We start from the raw sequence: 17,955 nt of genomic DNA on the forward strand, positions 1-17,955 counted from the left end.
ATGGCGACCGACAAAGGTGTCGCCAATCTTGTCATCGAGGGGCTGACCAAGTCCTTCGGCGGCGCCAAGGTCGTGAATGACGTCACACTGACCGTGAACCGTGGAGAGATCCATGGTCTGCTCGGCCATAACGGATCGGGCAAGTCCACGCTGATCAAAATGCTTTCCGGCGTCTACGCGCCGGACGGCGGCCGCGTGACGCTTGGCGGGCGCGAACTGCCGCTGCCGCTGCCTCCCGGCGAGTTCAACCGGTACGGCATATCAGTTGTCCATCAGGCACTCGGTCTGGTGCCGTCGCTCTCGGTCACGGAAAACCTGCTGGCGCGGCGTCTGGTACGCACAGCCAATCCGCTGATCCGGTGGCGGCAGGCGCATCGCGAGGCTCGAAAGATTTTCGCCGACTATGGTCTCGCCATCGACCCCGAAATGCCGGTCGCCAACCTCGCGCCCGTCGAGCGTGCCCTCGTTGCGATCGTGCGCGCGTTCCAGGAAATCGCCGAAACATCCGGCCAGAACGGCGGATTGCTGATCCTCGACGAACCCACGCCATTCCTGTCGCGGGACGATGTCGATCATCTATTTTCATTGGTGAGAACGTTGGCGCAGCGAGGCACGAGCGTCATCTTCGTTTCGCACGACGTCGACGAGGTCAAGGAACTGACCGACCGCGCCACGGTGCTGCGCAATGGCAGCATCGCGGCAAGCCTCACCACCGCGCAAGCCTCGAAAGCCGAATTCATCGCCGCGATCGTCGGCCGCGATCTCGCGATGGAGCGCCTGTCTCCGGTGTATCGAGGCAGCGCCGAGGCGCTTGTCGTGAAGGGCTTGGCGAGCGAGAGCCTGCCGCCTTTGGATTTCGCGGTTGGGGCAGGCGAAGTGCTTGGCCTGACCGGCCTCATAGGCTCTGGCTACGACAGAATCCCATACCACCTCTTTGGTGCCATGCCTGCGACGGCAGGCAATCTGCGGCTTGGCGATCTTGCCTTGCCGCTGGCGGCGATGACGCCCGCTCGGGCCATAGGCCATGGCATGGTGCTGGTTCCGGCCGATCGGCAGAGGGCTGCCATCGTCGAAGGTCTGACCGTGGCTGAAAATCTGGCGGTGCCGGCATTCGGCCGATCCCTGCCGGCTTATTTCGTGACGGCGCGCAAGATTGTCCGGCACGCTGCCGATCTTGTGCGGAATTTCGATGTTCGCCCGCCTGATCCGGGCCGGCTCATGCGCGATCTCTCAGGTGGCAACCAGCAGAAGGTCGTGCTCGCCAAATGGCTTCAGACCGAGCCGCGCGTGATCCTTCTCGACGAACCGACACAAGGGGTCGACGTCGGCGCGCGCCACCAGGTCTATGGCTTCATTCGTGCTGCGGCTGAGCGGGGCGCCGCCGTCATCTGCGCCAGTTCCGACCACGAACAGCTGGAGATGATCTGTGACCGCGTTCTCATCTTTAGTCACGGCCGCGTCGCTGCGAGCCTGTCGCGTCGCGAAGTGACCAAGGCCGCGATCACCGAGCGGTGTCTCGACAGCCTGAGCGGTGTCCTCGCAGGCGAACCTGTTCTTCTCAAAGGGAATTCCCCATGACAGAAGCAACCCACGCCGCCACCAGCAAACCGAATATGAGCGGAGTCCAGCGCAATTGGCGCCGCGGTTTTCTGAGGGAACTGGAGCGATTCGCTCTGCTCATCGCCTGGCTTGTCCTCATCGCCATCTTCGGCATCATTTCCCCGGATGCGTTTCTGACCTGGCCGAACTTCTCGACGATATTCGGCTCGCAGGCCGTTCTGGTGATCCTGACCCTTGGCCTGATCATCCCGTTGACGGCGGGCGACATCGATCTTTCCGTCGCGCAGGTCCTGACGCTCTCGTCGATGGTGATTGCCGTGCTCAATGTTGGCCATGGCTGGCCGATCGGCTGGGCGATAGCGGTCGCCTTGGCCGCTGGTTTGCTCACCGGCCTGCTTAATGCGTTCTTCACGCTGTACTTCCGCATCCATTCGCTGATCGTGACCCTTGGAACCGGCACGTTCCTGCATGGGATCACCTTGTGGATCAGCAATTCGCGCACCATTGGCGGCATCGACTGGAGCCTTGTCAACGCCGTCATCCTGACCCGCTTTCTGGGCATTCCCCTGGCGTTTTATTACGCGCTCGCCCTCGCGCTGCTCCTGCTTTACGTGTTCGAGTTCACATCCCTGGGCCGCAAGGCGCTCTTCGTCGGCCGCGGTAGGGACGTGGCTCGCCTGTCCGGCATCCCCGTCACGCGTATGCGCCTGATCTGCTTTCTCGCTTCCGGTGTCTTCGCCGCAATAGCTGGTGTGCTTTATGCCGGAACCTCCGGCTCGGCTGATCCGAATTCCGGTACGCAGCTGATGTTGCCGGCTTTCGCCGCCGCCTATCTGGGAGCGACCTCGATTTCCCCCGGACGCTTCAACCCGATGGGATCGGTAATCGCCGTCTATCTTCTCGTCACCGGCATCACCGGACTTTCAATCCTCGGGATCGATACGTTCGTTCAGGATCTTTTCTACGGTGGCGCCCTGGTTATCGCCGTGGCCCTGTCGCAACTCGTGCGCGGACGTGAGGAATCTCTCACCTAGCGCATTGCGGAGTTTCGTGAATGCAACGGCTAAGCGGTCGCAGCGCCCTGGTCATCGGTGCCGGCGTCGGAATTGGGCGAGCCGTCGCTCTCGCCTTCGGCAGGGAAGGGGCGCGCGTCGCGATAGCCGATTGCGGCGAGGCTCAGCACCGGGAAGAAGCTGCCGCCGCGGTCGTGGCGGCCGGCGCCGAAGCATTTTCGCTTCAATGCGACGTGACCGTCGAAGCCGATGTGGCGGCGGCGGTGAGACAGACCATCGACCGCCATGGCCGCATCGACATATTGGTCAACAATGCCGGCATCGGCCAGCCGCCGGGCGATTTCCTCACGCTGGACTGGACGGATTGGCAGAGGCTGATCGACGTCAATCTGCGGGGCGTCGCCTTCGGCATGCGACAGGCATTGCCGCCGATGCTGAAGCAGCGCTACGGCCGCATCATCAATACGGCCTCGCAACTTGCGCACAAGCCGGCGGCCGGCGCTGCCGTCTACAGCGCCACCAAAGCCGCGGTGGTGGGGCTGAGCGTCGCCGTCGCGCAGGAGGTTGCCTGCCACGGCGTCACCGTCAACTGCGTCTGTCCTGGCCCCACCGATACCGCGACATGGCGGGCCAGCGATGCCGATTGGAGGCGGTGGAAGACGGAACAGCTTCCCATTCGGCGCGTCGCCGAACCGGATGAGATCGCGCCCGCTTATGTCTATCTCGCTTCGGACGAGGCGAGCTTCATGATCGGCCAAAGCCTTTCGCCGAACGGCGGCGACGTAAGCTGGTAGCATTGGCATTGCTCGTCCATGGCAGCGCCGACGTCGCTCCTGACCTCGCTGTGCCGGCGCCGCTCACAGTTTCACGACAGGCAGATCCTCTCGCCGGCGCTCGAGCGTGACCATCAGCACGCCCGAGACGAGGATGATGGCCGCGCCGAGGATCACGGAGACCGATGGGACTTCCGAGAATGCGACGAAGCCAACCAGGAAGGCGAAAACCAGCGCCGTATATTCCAGGGTCGCCACGAGGTGCGCGGGCGCGCGTTTTGCCGCGGAATAGAGCGCATATTGGCCCAGTCCGCCAAGGACGCCCGAGAGGATCATGAGATATGTATCCCTTGCATCGGCCGGGTAAGGCAGCCAAGCGAGGATCGGCATGGTCGCGGCGGCGAATATGAGATTGGTGTAGAACACCTGTACCAACGGGCTGTCCTTCGCGGCCATGCGTCTCAGCATGACAAGGGAAACGCTCCAAAGCATCGCGGCCGCAAGCGCCAGCAGAACGGGGATCGTGACGTTCAGCGTCGGCACATCGCTGGCGATCATTACGCCCGCCAGGCCGAGGCCGACCGGCAGCCACTGCGCCGGAGCGAGCGGCTCGCGCAGGAACGGTCCCGACATCAGCGCCACGAAGACCGGCGCGACAAAGTAGAGGGTGATGAGCTGCCCAAAGGCGAGCGTCTCGGCAGCGAGGTAGAAGCAGAGCCATGCGGCGAGGATGATCATGCTTCGCAAGGTGAGTTCGGCCTTGCTGTGGCTTCGCAGGACGCCGGAAGTGGCGCTTCGGCGGCTGAAGATCATGATTGCCGCGACGACCGTCAGGCTGCGCACCAAGAGGATGGTCCATCCCGGGACGCGGCTGACCACGTCCTTTGCCAGAGCGTCCTGCACGGTCATCAGAAAAAATGCGGTGAGGGAAATGCCGGCGGCCGCCAGAAGCGGAGCGGAGGATCTGGCGATGAGGCGCTCGGACATTTTCTGGGCATTCTCTTGAACGGCAGGGAACGACCGTGCCTATCCGACCGCCGCGCACCCGCCCAGGCGCTAAAGACAGCGAATTCGGGGCCAGGCCGGTGCCGCGCGTCGAATCAGGATTTTACGGCGAAGACTTGGATCTCGATGCGCAACCGCGGATCGGCCAGCCGAGCCTCCACGCACGCCCGGGCAGGCGCGTGGCCCGGCGCTACCCAGGCATCCCACACTGCATTCATGGCGTCGAAATCCGTGACGTGGGCAAGCCAGACATAGGCGTGAGTTATGGCGGATTTGTCCGTTCCCGCCTCGCTCAGCAAGGCATCGATCCTGTCGAGGATATTGCTGGTTTGGCCGGCCAGATCGAGATCGGGATTCGACGAAACCTGTCCGGCCAGGGCCACCATTCTCCCCGAGAGCGGAAACTCGACGATTTGACTCATTCGCTGATTGCTGTGGCGTCTTTCGATGGTCATCTTCACTCCAGGAGCAGGTTTCAGGGGCATTCAAATTGGAGCCCTAAGTCCGGTGTTGCGCGAAATCTGGATGGCGCTGCGCGGGTCGGGCAACGAAGCAGTAAAGTTCTTTATAAAGAACGGTATTCTTGTAAGGGAAGATGCCCAAACGGTCTTCTGCTGTCAACCGCTTGCCTGTGCGGTTTCGTCGATCTGGCGCCTGGGGCAGTCGAATGCCGCAACGTAGGTTGCTTCATCGATCTCGATCACTGTCGGCCGGCGTGAGGCGAGGGCGGCCGTCACAGCTGCCGCCATCGCCGCGGGATCATCGGCTGTCATATGCCCCCAACCGTAACCCTTGGCGAGCAAACGGAAGTCGGGCGTGTGGATATCCACGCCGAGCGGCGTGATTGCCGCGCCTTCCATGTAGGATTTGATCTCTCCGTAACCCCGGTTGTTCCAGAGGACCATGACGATGTCGGCTTGAGCCTCGACGGCCGTCCCCATTTCCGCGAGTGAAAACTGGACGCCGCCATCGCCCACCAGCGCAAACACCGGTCCGTCCGTCTGTCGACCGAGCCGCGCGCCGATGGCGGCCGGAAGAGCATAGCCCAGCGTGCCATAGCCGGTTGCGGAGGAAAAGAATTGCGATGGAGCGGATGCACCGAAGGCGAGGCAGCCCGCATAGGCCGGCTGGGTGGAGTCTCCCACAATCACCGCATTGGTCGCGCTATCGCGCAACAGGTCCAGCAAATTGAGGCAAGCGCGCTGCTTTCGCAGCAGGCTGTTGCTCACGGCCGCCCGTGCCTTTGCCGTTCGAAGCGCGCCGTCTCCGGCTTTCCGCCCCTCGATGCGTTCCGCCAGGCGCTGGGTAAAATCGCGAGCGTCGGCAACCACCGCAAGGTCGGGCAAGCGTCCGCGCATTGTCTGTTCGGGATCGATGTCGCAACGCACAAGACGACCGGTCAGCTCACGGTGATCGGCGAGGCGATCCTCGAAATCGGTCGGCCCGAGCTCGGTCCCGATGGCGAGGATCAGATCGGCCGCGGCCATCACCGATGCGCCGGCGTCACCTCCCGGCCAGATCGGCAGCGCCAGCGGATGATCCTGAGCCAGGATCCCGCGCGCGTTGGTCGTCATCAGCACGGGCGCATCGAGACGCTCCGCCAACGCCAAGATGGCATCGGCGGCTGCCGTCGCGCCGCCGCCTGCAATGATCAATGGCCGCGACGCCCGCGCGCACTCCTTCGCTGCCGCCGCCAGAGCGGACTCGGCGGCCGCCGGGCGATCCGGTACAGGCAGTGTGCGCGCCGGGCCGAGGCGCGAGGCGTCGACCGGCAGCAGGTCGACCGGGATCTCTATATGAACCGGCCGCGGGCGAGCCGATGCAAATATCGCGAAGGCACGGGCCAGCACAGTGGGGAATTCGTCGATGGTCAGTACGGTGTGGCTGAACGCGGAAACTTGCGTCATGAGCTGCCGCTGATCCGGCAATTCATGTAGATGGCCTGCGCCCGACCCCATCGATCCAGCCGGGTTTACCGTCGAGATCACCAGCATCGGGATGGAATCGCCATAGGCCTGCCCCATGGCCGTGGCGATGTTGGTCAGCCCGGGGCCGGTGATGATGAAGCAGACGCCGGGGCGCCCGCTTACTCGCGCATAGCCGTCGGCCATGAAGCCCGCGCCTTGCTCGTGTCGGGCGGTCACGTGTCGTATGCTGCTCCCGGCGAGACCTCGATAAAGCTCTACCGTATGCACGCCTGGAATTCCGAACACGGTGTCCACGCCGTTGGCGGCAAGCATTTGCACGATCCAGGTCGCGAAACTTGTCATAATGCTGCTTTCGTCAAAAGCCTGGCGCAGGCGCCTGCAAGCGCGCGGCATCCGAGCACGAGATCCTCGTCCCGGGTGTTCTCGTCCCAGTGATGGCTGATCCCACCGATGGAAGGCACGAACAGCATGCCGGCTGGCATGACCTGCGCGAGGATCTGGGCGTCATGGCCGGCGCCGCTGGGCATCCGGATGGCGCGGCCCGGCGCAACCTCGTCGGCCGCGCTTTCCAGAGCCTCCTTGAATGCGGTGCTCATGGCATGCGGAGCCGAGCGGCTCACCAATTCCATATCGGCCGAGCACGGGCCCGCGGCGTTGGTTTCGTCCACGAGGTCGCGCAGCGCCACATCCATGCGCCGAAGCACCTCCGGATCGGCGTCGCGCAATTGCAGCATCATCTCGGCGAGATCGGGAATGATGCTTACCTGGCCGGGCTCGAGCCGGATGTTGCCGACCGTCCACACAGTGCGCTCGCCGGCCAGCGCGCGGAAGCGTTCCTCTATGCGGTGGATCAGCGCCACCAGGGCCGCGCCGGCATCCTTGCGGACCGCCATCCGCGTCGTCCCCGCATGGTTGCGCTGGCCGCGGAAGGTGAGCCGATACTGCCATATGCCAACGATGGTGGTGACGACGCCAAGGGCGAGACCGTGAGCGTCGAGATAGTCGCCTTGCTCGATATGCGCTTCCAGATAGCCGAGATATCTCCCCGGTTCGATCCTGAGCCGCTCGCGTCCGGCGAGGCCAGCGTCCGTCAGTGCCTGGCGCAGCGGCTTTCCGGTCGTAGCGCAGCGGGCGGTATCGATCTCCTCCTCCGAAACCTCTCCAATTGCCGACCGGCTGCCGAGGAAACTTGCGAAATGCGCTTCTTCGTCGGCCCAGTCCACCGGTTCCACCACAATATCGGATCGGCCGCTTTCGGCAACCGCGCGCGCGATTTCGAGTGCATAGACTACGCCCATTGCACCATCGAGCCAGCCGGCGTGGTTCTGGGAATCCGAATGCGAACCGACCAGCAGTCTGCGGCGCTGCCCCGGCGCCATGCCCAGAATGTTTCCGATGCCGTCGATCCGCGGATCGAGGCCGGCAGCCGTCATTCGGCCCATGATCCAGCGACGGGCTGCCATGTCCTGTGGCGAGAATGTCGGGCGATGGACGCCGGTGCGATAAGTGCCGAACGTCGCGAGTTGCCGCAGTTCCGCCAGGAGACGTTGGGGATTTATCTCCAGCTTCATTGGATACCTGTTCTTGGACCTGCTTCGGATGCCGTTCCGGGTTCGTCGCTCACGCGGCCTCGGCCTTGCCCGACAGCACGGCGGACAGGAAGGCGCGGGTGCGGGGCTCCGCCGGATTGTCCAGGACTTGCCGCGGCGTACCGGTTTCGACGACCTTGCCTTCGACCATGAAGATCAGCTTGTCGGCGACCTCGCGGGCGAAGTTCAGCTCGTGAGTGACGATCACCATCGTCATCCCGCTGCTCGCCAGGTTGCGCATGACCGCCAGCACTTCGCCGACCAGTTCCGCATCGAGCGCCGAAGTCGGCTCGTCGAAGAGCATCAGCTTCGGATTCATCGCAAGCGCGCGGGCAATCGCCACACGCTGCTGCTGCCCTCCGGAAAGCTGCGCGGGATAGCTCCCGGCCTTTGCCGCCAGGCCGACCCGCGACAGGAGAGCTTCGGCCTCGGCGATGGCCTGGGCCCTGGGATGGCCCAGGACCTGCACCGGCCCTTCGATCACGTTTTCCAGCGCGGTCATGTGGGGGAACAGATTGAAACGCTGGAACACCATGCCCGTGGCGCGGCGCTGGCGGGCGATCTCTCGCTCGCTCAGCCTGTGGACGACCCCGGCCTCCACGCGGTAGCCGACCAACTCGTTGTCGAGATAGAGGCAGCCTGCGTCGATGCGCTCGAGCTGGTTGATGCAGCGCAGGAATGTCGTCTTTCCCGAGCCCGACGGGCCGACGATGCAGACGACCTCGCCGGGCATGACGTCCATGTTCACGTCGCTGAGGGCATGGAAGGATTGAAATCGCTTGCCGACGCCTCGCGCGCGCACGATTGGAAGTTGCTCGCCGACGCCCATCAGTGTTTGCCTCCGTTGACGAAGCCCCGCGACACGCGCCGTTCGATCCACATCTGCAGCATCGAGAAGAAGGAGACGATCACCAGATACCAGATCGTGGCGACGAACAGCATCTCCATGATCTTGGTATTCACGTAGTAGATGTCCTGCGCCGTGCCGGCCAGCTCCAGGAAACCCACCACGCTGGCCAGGGCGCTCATTTTCAGGAGGCCGATGAATTCGTTGCCGAGCGGCGGTATGACCACGCGCAGCGCCTGCGGGAGCACGATGCGGCGAAACGTCAACCCGTAGCCCATGCCGATGGATTTTGCCGCTTCGTGCTGGCCGGCATCTATCGACAGCAGACCCGAACGGATCACTTCCGACGTGTAGGCGCCTTCATGCAGGCTGAAGGCGATCAGCGCCGCGACGAACGGTGTCATCACCGTCACCGTCGGGGCGTGCCAGAGGCCGGGGATTCCGATCACGGGGAAAATCAACGCGAGATTATACCAGATGAGAAGCTGCAGCAGGATCGGTGCTCCTCGAAACAGCCATGTGTAGAAGGCCGCGGTCATGGAAATGACCGGGTTGTGCGACGTGCGCCCGATTGCCGTAGCCGTGCCGATCAGGACACCGAGCACCATGGAAATCACCGACAGCACGATGGTCATCGCCACGCCATGCAGCACGCGCGGATGGAAGATGTAGCCGCCGACGGTGGCCCAATCAATGTTGCCGACCGCGAAAGCCCATACGATGTAGCCCAGAGCGACGACAAGTAGCGTCGCTCCGAACCAGCGTCCGTAGTGATGGGGTCGCGCGTGCGGAAGCGCGGATATGTCAACACTCTCCAAGGCAAGCCCCTTTCCTGGCACCACGGGGATGGAGGCGCCTTACGGCGCCGCCCCTGCGTTCAGCGAGGGCTTTTCGATGGCGCTGGCACCCAGGTTCCATTTCGCGATCAGCTCGGCATATTTGCCGCCGGTGAACACTTTTTCGGCAGCCGCCAACACCGCATCGCGCAATTCCGGATCTTCCTTGCGAAAACCGATGCCCAGCTTCACATTGGTAAAGGGTCCGCTGAGCGTGCGAAAGGGGCCTTCCTTGCTGGCCAGAACCGTCGGGATTGCCTCGGTTCCCTGGACCGACCCAACGGCCCGTCCCTGATTGAGATACAGGAATTCCGACGCCATATCCGTGTCGGTGATCACCTGGATTGCCGGCAGGCCGGCAGGGATGCAGTTCTCGGTGCTCCATTTCTCGACCGAGCCTGGATACGAGGTTCCGCGGTTTGCCGTCACCACTTTGCCGCACAGGTCAAGGGGCTTCTGGATATCGGTATTCTTGTCCAGTGTGAAGAACACGGCGCCGGCGCTGAGATAGTCAACGAAATCGAAGTTTTCGCGTCTCGCAGGCGTGTCGTACATGCCGCTGATGATCAGGTCGATCCGCTTCGACTGCAGGTTGGGCGTCAGTCCCTCAAAGCGGGAATGGACATATTCGAGCTTCACGCCAAGCTCCTTGGCGATGGCGTTTATCAGATCGACGTCAAAACCGACCAGCTCGCCCGATGCCGGATCGATGAATTCCATCGGCGGATGATCCCGCTCGATGCCGACTTTGATGACGCCGGCCTGGGTGATGCGTTCCGGCAGTTACTGCGCCCAGCCTGCCGCCGTCGAGAGCAGCATGGCGACGGAGAGTCCGATTAAATGTTTCAGCATAGGTTCCCCTTTTTTCTGAACGATGCGGGAGGCTTGTCTCTCTGTTGCGCCGGCACCCGCACCGGCGGACAGTTTCGTGCGTCACAAGACGGGACGCGCGATCTGCGGCACGGGCTTTTCCCAAAACGGCAGGCGCTCGCGGCGGGGCGACCAGTCGCCCCGGTCGATGAGGCCGCGGCTATGGGCCGCTATCTCTTCCATGGTGGCGAACCAGACGCCGCCCTTCGCAATCATGTATTCCAGCAGGTCCACCATGGCCTGCGCTCGCGCCGGGCGGCCCGACACGAAAGGATGCCAGACCGACGACCAGAGGCCGCCATTTTCCCAGGCGGCATCGAACTCGGCGCGAAAAACTTTCATTGCCTGTTCGGGAGACTGGATCGGCAACAAATGGTTGAAGTCACGGCTGCTCATATATTGCGGCCAGTCGTCCAACGCATGGTCCGACGGCAATTCGATCATGGCGCCGCGGTCGCTCTCGATCAGGTAGGGCACGTCGTCGCCCGAAAGCGAAGCGTCGTAGGCAAAGCCTTCGTCCAGCAGCAATTCGAGAGTATCCGGCGAAAACGCGCCTGAGGGGCAGCGATAGCCGGCCGGCCGCTTGCCGGTCACGGCTTCGATTGCCTTGATGCCTGCCCGCAGGACCTTGGCTTCGTCGGACGGCGTCAGGCTGTTGACGCGTTCATGCAGCCAACCGTGATGGCCGATCTCGTGTCCGGCCTCGACCAGCGCCTCCACGGCGCGCGGATAGGTCTCGATGCACCATCCCGGCACATACACGGTCTGGCGAATACCGAAATGCTGCCATATCCGGACCAATCGGGGCACGGCGACGTTGGCACCGTAGCGCAAGGTGGACGAGAGGGTGATGCGACGGCGCGAATCCTCCGGATAGTAGAGGTGCAGCAGGCTTTCGGCATCGAAATCGAAGGCGAAGCAGACGGCGCAGCGCGCTCCGTTCGGCCATGCGGGTGGGTTGTCGATCAGCTTGACCATGGGTGCCTTTGCGGGTTGGAAAACGTTGTTTAGGCGTCCTTGATATTGCCCACTGTAAATTTAGTGTCAACTCTATTATTTGAGTTGAGGGTAGATAATTGCCCATGGAACGTGGTTTAAGGATGGACCGATTTGATTCACGGAGGGCGGCAGATGGCAAAGGGTCTTTGGGAAAAGCACAAGATCAAACGCACCGAGCAGGTGCTCGATGCGGCCGACGCGCTTTTCCGCGACCAGGGCTATGAAGAAACCAAGATCGAGGAAATAGCCGAACTGGCTTCCGTCGCCTCGGCCACCGTCTACAATTATTTCAAGAACAAGCCGAACCTGCTGATGGAAATTGCGCTGCGCCACATCCGGGCGGCGGTGCCCGAGCGACGCGAATTCATCGCCAACATGCCTGACGACCCGATGGATGGCATCATAGAGTTCGAGAAGCTGCTGGCGGATCAGGCCGTGCGTCATCTGACGCCGGAATGCTGGCGGGTTGTGATGTCAGCGCAATTTGTGGACACGGATGGCGTTGCGCACCGCACGGCGCGTCGGCTCGACCTCATCATACGACGGCAATATTCGGCGATCCTCGCGGACTATCAGAGGAAGGGACGGATTCGCGCCGATGTGGATATTTCGGTGCTGTGCGACATCCTGATCGGGATCGGCAATGCCGCGCTCGCCAAGCTTGTCACGTCGCCGGCGATGCAGGTGGAAACCATGCGGGAAATCGGTCTGCCGCATTTGCGGCTCGTCCTGTCGGGTGTCACAACGTCCTCGACCCAGGCAACAAATTAGCAGTGAGCTCCATTTTTAGACCCAACTCCAAAATTTCTATTGCGAGACGCCGGTTCTTGGCATAGTTTCGATTTGTCAGGTTCGAGCCCCACTCGGCCTACGCCCTTGAAAAGACGGTTTTGCCTAGCGCCCGATGCCCCCGCTTCCGGCGTCGGGGAATGCTATGCCGCGCGGCATCAGCGCGGCGCTGAACACGGTGCACAATGTCTGTCGAAGCTCTCTCCAATCCCCAGAAATCGGCGCTCGCCTTTCTTGCATCTTCCCATGCGGCGCTGTCGCGCGATCACCAGACGATTTGGTCTTTCCACGAACCTTCGTGGCGGGAGTACCGGTCGTCGCAATGGTATGTCGACCGGCTGCGAGCAGAAGGCTTCGACGTGGAGCAGGGCTCGGCCGGAATGCCCACCGCCTTCTGCGCGCGGTGGACGAATACGGCGGGCGAGGGGCGCGGGCCTGTGGTGGCGGGCTATGCGGAGTATGATGCAGTGCCGGGCCAGTCCCAGGTGGCGGCGCCCTACCGCGCGCCGCGCCAAGGCACGACAAAGCACGCCGCGGGACACACTGATCCGCACTCGGCCCTCGGCATGGGTTCCTTTGCCGGCTTCCTTGCCGCCAAGCATGCGATGGAAGCGCATGACGTCGCCGGCACCCTCGTATTCTTTGGCGAGCCGGCGGAGAAGATGTGCGGCTCCAAGCCGGTCCATGCGGCGCACGGCTATTATGACGGGCTCGATGCCGCGATCTCGTTCCACCCGCACTCTTTCAACGCCCTGACCAACGGCGTCTTCTGGGACACGACCAGCGCGCCCTATTGGAGCAAGATCTACACCTTCGAATGCGAGGCGCCGGAGACCTGGCAGAATGAGGGCCATGGCGGCAGCGTCGCGCATGCGCACGCCACCGCGCGGGCCCCTGGCGCCATCGACGCCGTCTGCCTGATGTACACCAATTCCAAGCTGATGAAGGAATCCATGCTGCCGCACGCCGGCACCTGGACGTTGAATGAATTCATCCCTGTCGCGGGACAAGCCGCCGCCGACAATCTCGCTCCGGCCTATTCGCAGATCCAGTATTCGATGCGTGCGCCGGCACTCGAAATGTGCGCGGCCGCCTTCGCTGTGCTCGATCGCAATGCGGCGCATGTGGCGGCCATGACCCATTGCTCGGTAAGCTCGGCCTGGATCACCAAGACACGTGCTGGATTGCCCAACCATGCGCTGGCCGAGGCGACGTTTCGCAACTTCGAACGCGTGGGCGCGCCGCAGTGGAGCGAGAAGGCCAAGGAGTTCGCTCGGGAAGGCCAGCGGCATCTCGGCCATGAAGCGATGCCGGAGCCGTTCATCGACAACATGACGCGCCTCACGCCGCCCGCCGAAGCCGAGGCCGCCTTCCGCAACCAGCTTCCGGCGTGGCAGCTCAACTATGCGGCCGACGACTATGTCGACTACACCTGGCATGCGCCGACGGTGCGCCTTTACGTGGCGCGGCCGACGCTGAAGGCGCCGGTCTCCGGCACTCGCTATCCCGAGTGGCTGCGCCACGCGATGAATGGCGATCCGGATTGCATCGATCCGATGTGGAGCAAGGCGGCGCAGGTGATTTCGACGACGATCCTCGACCTGATGACGGATCCATCCATCCTCCGGCGCGCGCAAACCGAGTTCCGCGAGCGCACCGGCGGCGGAATTGGCGGCTCCAAGTGGGTTGCGCCGCTGCTGCCGCCCGACTTCCAGGCGCCGACCGGCTATAACTGGCCCGAATGGGTGGATACGCCCCGCGGGCGCGAATGGTCGATCCTCTGATATCTTTCAACGACAGGAGTAGCAGATGCCCGTGCCCAGCCATGACGACGTCGTACAGTTCGTCGCGAACAACCGCTTCCCGTTTCCAGGCCAAAAGACCTGGCCTGCCGACTACATCACGCTGACCAATGCGCCGGCACGCCAGCGGTCGGTGCCGGCTGAAGGCGGCGAGTATTTTCCCGACATCGTCATCATCGACGCCAACGGAAAGACACGCGAGATCGGCGACGTCGAGGAGGTTCTCGACCCCGCCAAGGTCAAGTTCTGGAAGGCTGCATCGGCGGCAGGCGACGAACTGCCCGATTACGGCACGCGGATTTTCTTCCTCTATGTGCCCGCCGGAAAGGAAGCGGAAGCCCAGAAGCTTCTGGACGACAATGGCGTCGCCTATGCGGGCGTGCGCGGCTATTCGGTCGATGCTTCCGGCAAGGTCGTCATCGCTCCTTTCGTGACGCGCGGAAATCCTTACGACCATCAATGATCGCCCTCTGGCCGAAGGACAGATCGATGACCAGCGTGAGGCTTGGCGGCCATCTGCGCGGCATGCCCGCGGCTATGCAAGATGGCACCGCGGCCGAGCTGGTGTCGCTGCGTCTCGATCCGGCAGAGGGACAGATGAGCCTGCCGCTGCTCACGCTCGACGAGGCGGTATTCGACGCCAACGCCAAGGCTTTTTTCGGCTTTGCCGTAAACCATGGCCTCGGTGTCTTTCCGCACCTGAAGACATCGATGGCGCCGTCGCTTGCACGGCGCCTGCTGGCTGCGGGGGCCGACGGCATGACGGTCGCCGATGCGAGGCAGGCGGCGGTGCTGCTCTCGCACGGCATTACGCGCGTGATGTTGGCCAATCAGATCGGTGGCCGTGGCGCGGCACTGCGTCTCGCAACCCTCCTGGCCCTTTATCCCAAGGCCGAGCTGACGGTCTTCGTCGATTCGGCGGAAGGTCTGGCGGCGCTGGCCGATGCCTGGCGCGGCCGCACCGATCTTCCCCGTCTTGGCATCGCCGTCGAGATCGGCACTGGCCGCGGCGGCGTGCGTTCGCGACCGGCCGCGCAGGTCCTGATCGACGCCGTGCTGGACGTCGAGGCCTCCGAGGCGGGAGATTTCTATCTCGAAGGAGTAGCTGCCTATGAAGGGGCTGCTGCACTGCCGGGTTTCGACGCGCCGGCCGTCGAGGCTTCGATTGCGGAGCTCCTCGATCGATTGGCCGATGCCGCAATCCATGCCCGGGCCCGAATGGATCGAGCCCGCTCCCTGATCGTAACGGCGGGCGGCTCGGCCTATTTCGATCTGGTGATGCATCGTCTCGCACCTGTGATTGCCGATCTCTCGCCGGCGCGGCTCGTCCTCAGAAGCGGTGCCCTGTTCTTTCACGATCACGGTATCTACGCCCGCGCTATGGCCGCCATGACGGGCCGACACCCTGACGGCCCCTCGGGCTCTTTCCGTCCCGCCTTGAAGCTCTGGGCGGAAGTGCTTTCGCGACCCGAACCCGGCCTGGCGATCCTCGGTTTCGGCATGAGGGACGCTCCCATTGACCAGGGCATGCCGGTGCCGTTGCAACTTCACCGCGATGGCAGGCTCGCCGCGGCGGCGCTCGCCGGCTGCACGATCGACAGGCTCAACGACCAGCACGGTTTCATGTCACTGCCGCAAGGGACCGAACTTGCTGTCGGCGACATCGTCTCGCTCGGAATTTCTCACCCCTGCACCTGCATCGACCGCTGGCGTCTCGTCTGGGGCGTTGGTCCGGACGGGCGGGTGAGCGCGGTCCACCCCACTTACTTCGGATAGCAGGCAAATGGCGTCCATCCCAGGACTTTCCTCCGCCGACTGGCGCGCGCGGCTGAGCGCTGAAGCGGCAGCGGCACCGGCAAGCGGCATCGCCGAAGTGATGCGCCATGGCTTCGGTCGCAGCGGCATCATTCCGCTCTGGGTCGGCGAAGGCGACCAGCCGACGCCGGCCTTCCTGTGCGAAGCCGCCGCCGCCGCGCTCGCCCGTGGCGAGACTTTCTATATGCCGCAGGCGGGGCTGGCCGAGCTTCGCGGCGCGCTCGCCGCCTATCACGACAGGCTCTATGGCGGGCTCTTCGGCGCGCCATTCCGCGCCGAACGGTTCTTCGCGACCGGATCCGGCATGCAGGCCATTCAGATCGCAATCCGTCTCACGGGGGGAGCAGGCGACGAGGTGATCGTGCCGACCCCGGCCTGGCCGAATTTCGCCGCCGCCGTCGGCGTGGCGGGCGTGGTGGCGCGCCAGGTGCCGCTGCATTTCGCCTCGACCGGTTGGCACATGGACCTCGACGACATTGAACGGTCGATCGGGCCGCGCACGCGGGCACTGTTCCTCAACTCGCCTTCCAATCCGACCGGCTGGACGGCGAGCGAGGCCGAACTGAGCGCGATCCTCGATCTCTGCCGGCGCCACGGCCTGTGGATTATAGCGGACGAGGTCTATTCGCGCTTCACCTATGACACGGCGCGGCGGTCGACGCCGTCGCTGCACAGCGTTGTCGCTGCCGACGATCGCGTGCTGTTCGTCAACACCTTTTCCAAGAACTGGGCGATGACCGGCTGGCGGATCGGCTGGATCGAAGCGCCCGAAGCGCTCGGGCCTGCCGTCGAAAACCTGATCCAATACGCCACCTCCGGCGTGGCCGTCTTCATGCAGCGCGCCGCAGCACTGGCGCTGAACCAGGGCGAGGCCTCGCTCGCCGCGCTGATGGAAAGGGCGCGTGCTGGCCGTGACATCGTCACCGGTGCGTTGGCGCGAGTGCCGGGCATAGACTTTGCGCCGCCCGGAGCTTTCTATCTGTTCTTCCGCGTCGACGGCGTGAGCGATTCCACCGGTTTCGCCAGCGCGCTAATCCGCGAGGCCGACGTCGGTCTGGCCCCCGGCTCCGCTTTCGGTTTGGGCGGCGAGGGCTTTTTCCGTCTTTGCTTCGCGCGCGATCCCAACGACTTGCATGCGGCCTGCGGCCGCTTCACCGACTGGATGGCGATCAGGTCACCGTCATGATCCGCGCTGGGGCGCAGACCCGCGGCATCGTGACGGTCTGTCTTGCCATGGCTCTGTTCGCCGCCAACGATGCGACGATCAAGATCCTGGCGGAGCGGCTGGGCCCCGCCCAGGTCATGCTGCTGCGCGGCTGCGTCGGCGGCGCAATATTGCTCGCCCTCGGCTTGGCACTGGGTATTGGCCGGCAGCTTTGGATGGCGCTTCGCCCAGCCGTGCTGCTGCGCGCCTTATGCGATGCGATGGCAGGCGTGATGTTTGTAATGGCTTTGGTCGGCATGCCGGTCGCAACGATCACCGCCCTGATTCAGCTCGTGCCTATTCTGACCAGTGTCGCCGGAGTTCTGATGTTCGGGGACGTGATGACGCGCCGCCAGAGCCTGGCATTGGCCATCGGGCTGCTAGGCGTCGTCATGATCACCCGCCCCTCGGCGGAGGGCTTCGGCATGCACCTTCTCTTCGGCATCGCCGCTATCGTGCTCCTGACTTCACGCGACGTGATAACGCGTGGCAGCGCACAGCGCGTTCCGTCGCTCGTCGTCGCCACCTGCGCCACCCTTGCCATTCCCGTCATCTCCATCCCGCAGCTATCGGGCGAAACCTGGCATGCGGTCGATCTGGAGAGCGCGGTGCTGATCGGCATGCTGGGGGCGCTGGTCGCCGCGGGAAACCTGCTGATGATCGTGGCGGTGCGCTCGGCGCCGCTGTCGGCGATCGCACCCTATCGCTACAGCGCCATCCCTTTTGCCCTGATCGCCGGAGCAGTTCTGCTCGGTGAATTTCCCGACGCCCTGATGCTTGCTGGGACAGGCGCGATAGCTCTCAGCGGCGTCCTCGCCTTACCCCGCGCGGTCGCCGCGCCCGCTGCCGAAAAGACTTAAGCCAGCCAAGAATCATCTTGACAGGAAAGGTTCGACGCAACACAGTGTCCCGTAATAAGAATATC

At 63.7% G+C, this 17,955-nt stretch carries 17 protein-coding genes; 9 read left to right on the forward strand and 8 right to left on the reverse strand.

The genetic code is table 11. The annotated features are described in order from the left end of the window. The 3 genes from NKH73_RS15440 to NKH73_RS15450 are packed head-to-tail and all read left to right on the forward strand — an operon-like array spanning position 1 to position 3,367. Complete coding sequence (locus NKH73_RS15440; protein ID WP_352932931.1) at positions 1 to 1,578, forward strand: sugar ABC transporter ATP-binding protein; 1,578 nt, start codon at positions 1 to 3, stop codon at positions 1,576 to 1,578. Beyond that, a complete protein-coding gene (locus NKH73_RS15445) occupies positions 1,575 to 2,594 on the forward strand; it encodes an ABC transporter permease (protein ID WP_352932934.1) in 1,020 nt (339 codons plus the stop codon). The genes NKH73_RS15440 and NKH73_RS15445 overlap by 4 nt, the downstream gene beginning before the upstream one ends. Before the next feature lie 20 nt (positions 2,595 to 2,614). Continuing rightward, a complete protein-coding gene (locus tag NKH73_RS15450; RefSeq protein ID WP_352932936.1) occupies positions 2,615 to 3,367 on the forward strand; it encodes an SDR family NAD(P)-dependent oxidoreductase in 753 nt (250 codons plus the stop codon). Positions 3,368 to 3,430: 63 nt separating this feature from the next. On the opposite strand, the gene NKH73_RS15455 is transcribed toward NKH73_RS15450, so the two are convergent. The 8 genes from NKH73_RS15455 to NKH73_RS15490 form a co-directional block, all read right to left on the reverse strand. Further along, positions 3,431 to 4,333, reverse strand: a complete 903-nt coding sequence (locus NKH73_RS15455) for a DMT family transporter (protein ID WP_352932938.1) — start codon at positions 4,331 to 4,333, stop codon at positions 3,431 to 3,433. Positions 4,334 to 4,446: 113 nt separating this feature from the next. Further along, complete coding sequence (locus tag NKH73_RS15460) at positions 4,447 to 4,806, reverse strand: RidA family protein (RefSeq protein WP_352933034.1); 360 nt, start codon at positions 4,804 to 4,806, stop codon at positions 4,447 to 4,449. Positions 4,807 to 4,968: 162 nt separating this feature from the next. Continuing rightward, on the reverse strand, positions 4,969 to 6,621 hold the full coding sequence (locus tag NKH73_RS15465) for a 5-guanidino-2-oxopentanoate decarboxylase (RefSeq protein ID WP_352932941.1): 1,653 nt from the start codon (positions 6,619 to 6,621) through the stop codon (positions 4,969 to 4,971). After that, positions 6,618 to 7,850, reverse strand: coding sequence for a hydantoinase/carbamoylase family amidase (locus NKH73_RS15470; protein ID WP_352932943.1), 1,233 nt, complete (start codon positions 7,848 to 7,850; stop codon positions 6,618 to 6,620). The genes NKH73_RS15465 and NKH73_RS15470 overlap by 4 nt, the downstream gene beginning before the upstream one ends. A gap of 49 nt (positions 7,851 to 7,899) precedes the next feature. Continuing rightward, positions 7,900 to 8,697 carry an amino acid ABC transporter ATP-binding protein gene (locus NKH73_RS15475; protein ID WP_287070913.1) on the reverse strand — a complete coding sequence of 266 codons (798 nt, stop codon included), beginning with the start codon at positions 8,695 to 8,697 and terminating at the stop codon, positions 7,900 to 7,902. Beyond that, positions 8,697 to 9,533, reverse strand: coding sequence for an amino acid ABC transporter permease (locus NKH73_RS15480; protein WP_352932945.1), 837 nt, complete (start codon positions 9,531 to 9,533; stop codon positions 8,697 to 8,699). The genes NKH73_RS15475 and NKH73_RS15480 overlap by 1 nt, the downstream gene beginning before the upstream one ends. A gap of 39 nt (positions 9,534 to 9,572) precedes the next feature. Beyond that, positions 9,573 to 10,334, reverse strand: a complete 762-nt coding sequence (locus tag NKH73_RS15485; RefSeq protein WP_502894160.1) for an ABC transporter substrate-binding protein — start codon at positions 10,332 to 10,334, stop codon at positions 9,573 to 9,575. A gap of 150 nt (positions 10,335 to 10,484) precedes the next feature. Next, the gene (locus NKH73_RS15490) at positions 10,485 to 11,399 is read right to left on the reverse strand and encodes a polysaccharide deacetylase family protein (protein WP_352932949.1); all 915 of its coding nucleotides are present in this window, start codon (positions 11,397 to 11,399) and stop codon (positions 10,485 to 10,487) included. 153 nt (positions 11,400 to 11,552) lie between these two features. Between NKH73_RS15490 and NKH73_RS15495 the strand changes: the two genes are divergently transcribed. From NKH73_RS15495 to NKH73_RS15520, 6 genes are all read left to right on the forward strand, one after another. Beyond that, positions 11,553 to 12,191: a TetR/AcrR family transcriptional regulator gene (locus NKH73_RS15495; protein WP_352932951.1), complete on the forward strand. Its 639-nt coding sequence runs from the start codon at positions 11,553 to 11,555 to the stop codon at positions 12,189 to 12,191. Positions 12,192 to 12,394: 203 nt separating this feature from the next. Further along, the gene (locus NKH73_RS15500) at positions 12,395 to 13,993 is read left to right on the forward strand and encodes a zinc-binding metallopeptidase family protein (RefSeq protein ID WP_352932953.1); all 1,599 of its coding nucleotides are present in this window, start codon (positions 12,395 to 12,397) and stop codon (positions 13,991 to 13,993) included. 25 nt (positions 13,994 to 14,018) lie between these two features. Next, entirely contained in the window at positions 14,019 to 14,474 is a 456-nt protein-coding gene (locus NKH73_RS15505) for a hypothetical protein (RefSeq protein WP_352932955.1), read from the forward strand. Positions 14,475 to 14,500: 26 nt separating this feature from the next. Beyond that, positions 14,501 to 15,787 carry an alanine racemase gene (locus NKH73_RS15510; RefSeq protein WP_352932957.1) on the forward strand — a complete coding sequence of 429 codons (1,287 nt, stop codon included), beginning with the start codon at positions 14,501 to 14,503 and terminating at the stop codon, positions 15,785 to 15,787. Between the two features lie 7 nt (positions 15,788 to 15,794). Then, complete coding sequence (locus NKH73_RS15515) at positions 15,795 to 17,012, forward strand: pyridoxal phosphate-dependent aminotransferase (protein WP_352932959.1); 1,218 nt, start codon at positions 15,795 to 15,797, stop codon at positions 17,010 to 17,012. Next, positions 17,009 to 17,890 carry a DMT family transporter gene (locus NKH73_RS15520; protein ID WP_352932961.1) on the forward strand — a complete coding sequence of 294 codons (882 nt, stop codon included), beginning with the start codon at positions 17,009 to 17,011 and terminating at the stop codon, positions 17,888 to 17,890. Before NKH73_RS15515 ends, NKH73_RS15520 begins: the two co-directional genes overlap by 4 nt. Positions 17,891 to 17,955: the final 65 nt, after the last annotated feature.

The sequence above is a fragment of the Mesorhizobium sp. M0938 genome (genome assembly GCF_040319125.1).
In the GTDB taxonomy this organism is placed as follows: Bacteria; Pseudomonadota; Alphaproteobacteria; order Rhizobiales; family Rhizobiaceae; genus Mesorhizobium; species Mesorhizobium robiniae.

Bases quoted from the DNA above. Each gene is read 5' to 3' on its own strand.
- NKH73_RS15440 (WP_352932931.1), top strand. From the start codon at position 1: ATGGCGACCGACAAAGGTGTCGCCAATCTTGTCATCGAGGGGCTGACC.
- NKH73_RS15445 (WP_352932934.1), top strand. From the start codon at position 1,575: ATGACAGAAGCAACCCACGCCGCCACCAGCAAACCGAATATGAGCGGA.
- NKH73_RS15450 (WP_352932936.1), top strand. From the start codon at position 2,615: ATGCAACGGCTAAGCGGTCGCAGCGCCCTGGTCATCGGTGCCGGCGTC.
- NKH73_RS15455 (WP_352932938.1), bottom strand. From the start codon at position 4,333: ATGTCCGAGCGCCTCATCGCCAGATCCTCCGCTCCGCTTCTGGCGGCC.
- NKH73_RS15460 (WP_352933034.1), bottom strand. From the start codon at position 4,806: ATGACCATCGAAAGACGCCACAGCAATCAGCGAATGAGTCAAATCGTC.
- NKH73_RS15465 (WP_352932941.1), bottom strand. From the start codon at position 6,621: ATGACAAGTTTCGCGACCTGGATCGTGCAAATGCTTGCCGCCAACGGC.
- NKH73_RS15470 (WP_352932943.1), bottom strand. From the start codon at position 7,850: ATGAAGCTGGAGATAAATCCCCAACGTCTCCTGGCGGAACTGCGGCAA.
- NKH73_RS15475 (WP_287070913.1), bottom strand. From the start codon at position 8,697: ATGGGCGTCGGCGAGCAACTTCCAATCGTGCGCGCGCGAGGCGTCGGC.
- NKH73_RS15490 (WP_352932949.1), bottom strand. From the start codon at position 11,399: ATGGTCAAGCTGATCGACAACCCACCCGCATGGCCGAACGGAGCGCGC.
- NKH73_RS15495 (WP_352932951.1), top strand. From the start codon at position 11,553: ATGGCAAAGGGTCTTTGGGAAAAGCACAAGATCAAACGCACCGAGCAG.
- NKH73_RS15500 (WP_352932953.1), top strand. From the start codon at position 12,395: ATGTCTGTCGAAGCTCTCTCCAATCCCCAGAAATCGGCGCTCGCCTTT.
- NKH73_RS15505 (WP_352932955.1), top strand. From the start codon at position 14,019: ATGCCCGTGCCCAGCCATGACGACGTCGTACAGTTCGTCGCGAACAAC.
- NKH73_RS15510 (WP_352932957.1), top strand. From the start codon at position 14,501: ATGACCAGCGTGAGGCTTGGCGGCCATCTGCGCGGCATGCCCGCGGCT.
- NKH73_RS15515 (WP_352932959.1), top strand. From the start codon at position 15,795: ATGGCGTCCATCCCAGGACTTTCCTCCGCCGACTGGCGCGCGCGGCTG.
- NKH73_RS15520 (WP_352932961.1), top strand. From the start codon at position 17,009: ATGATCCGCGCTGGGGCGCAGACCCGCGGCATCGTGACGGTCTGTCTT.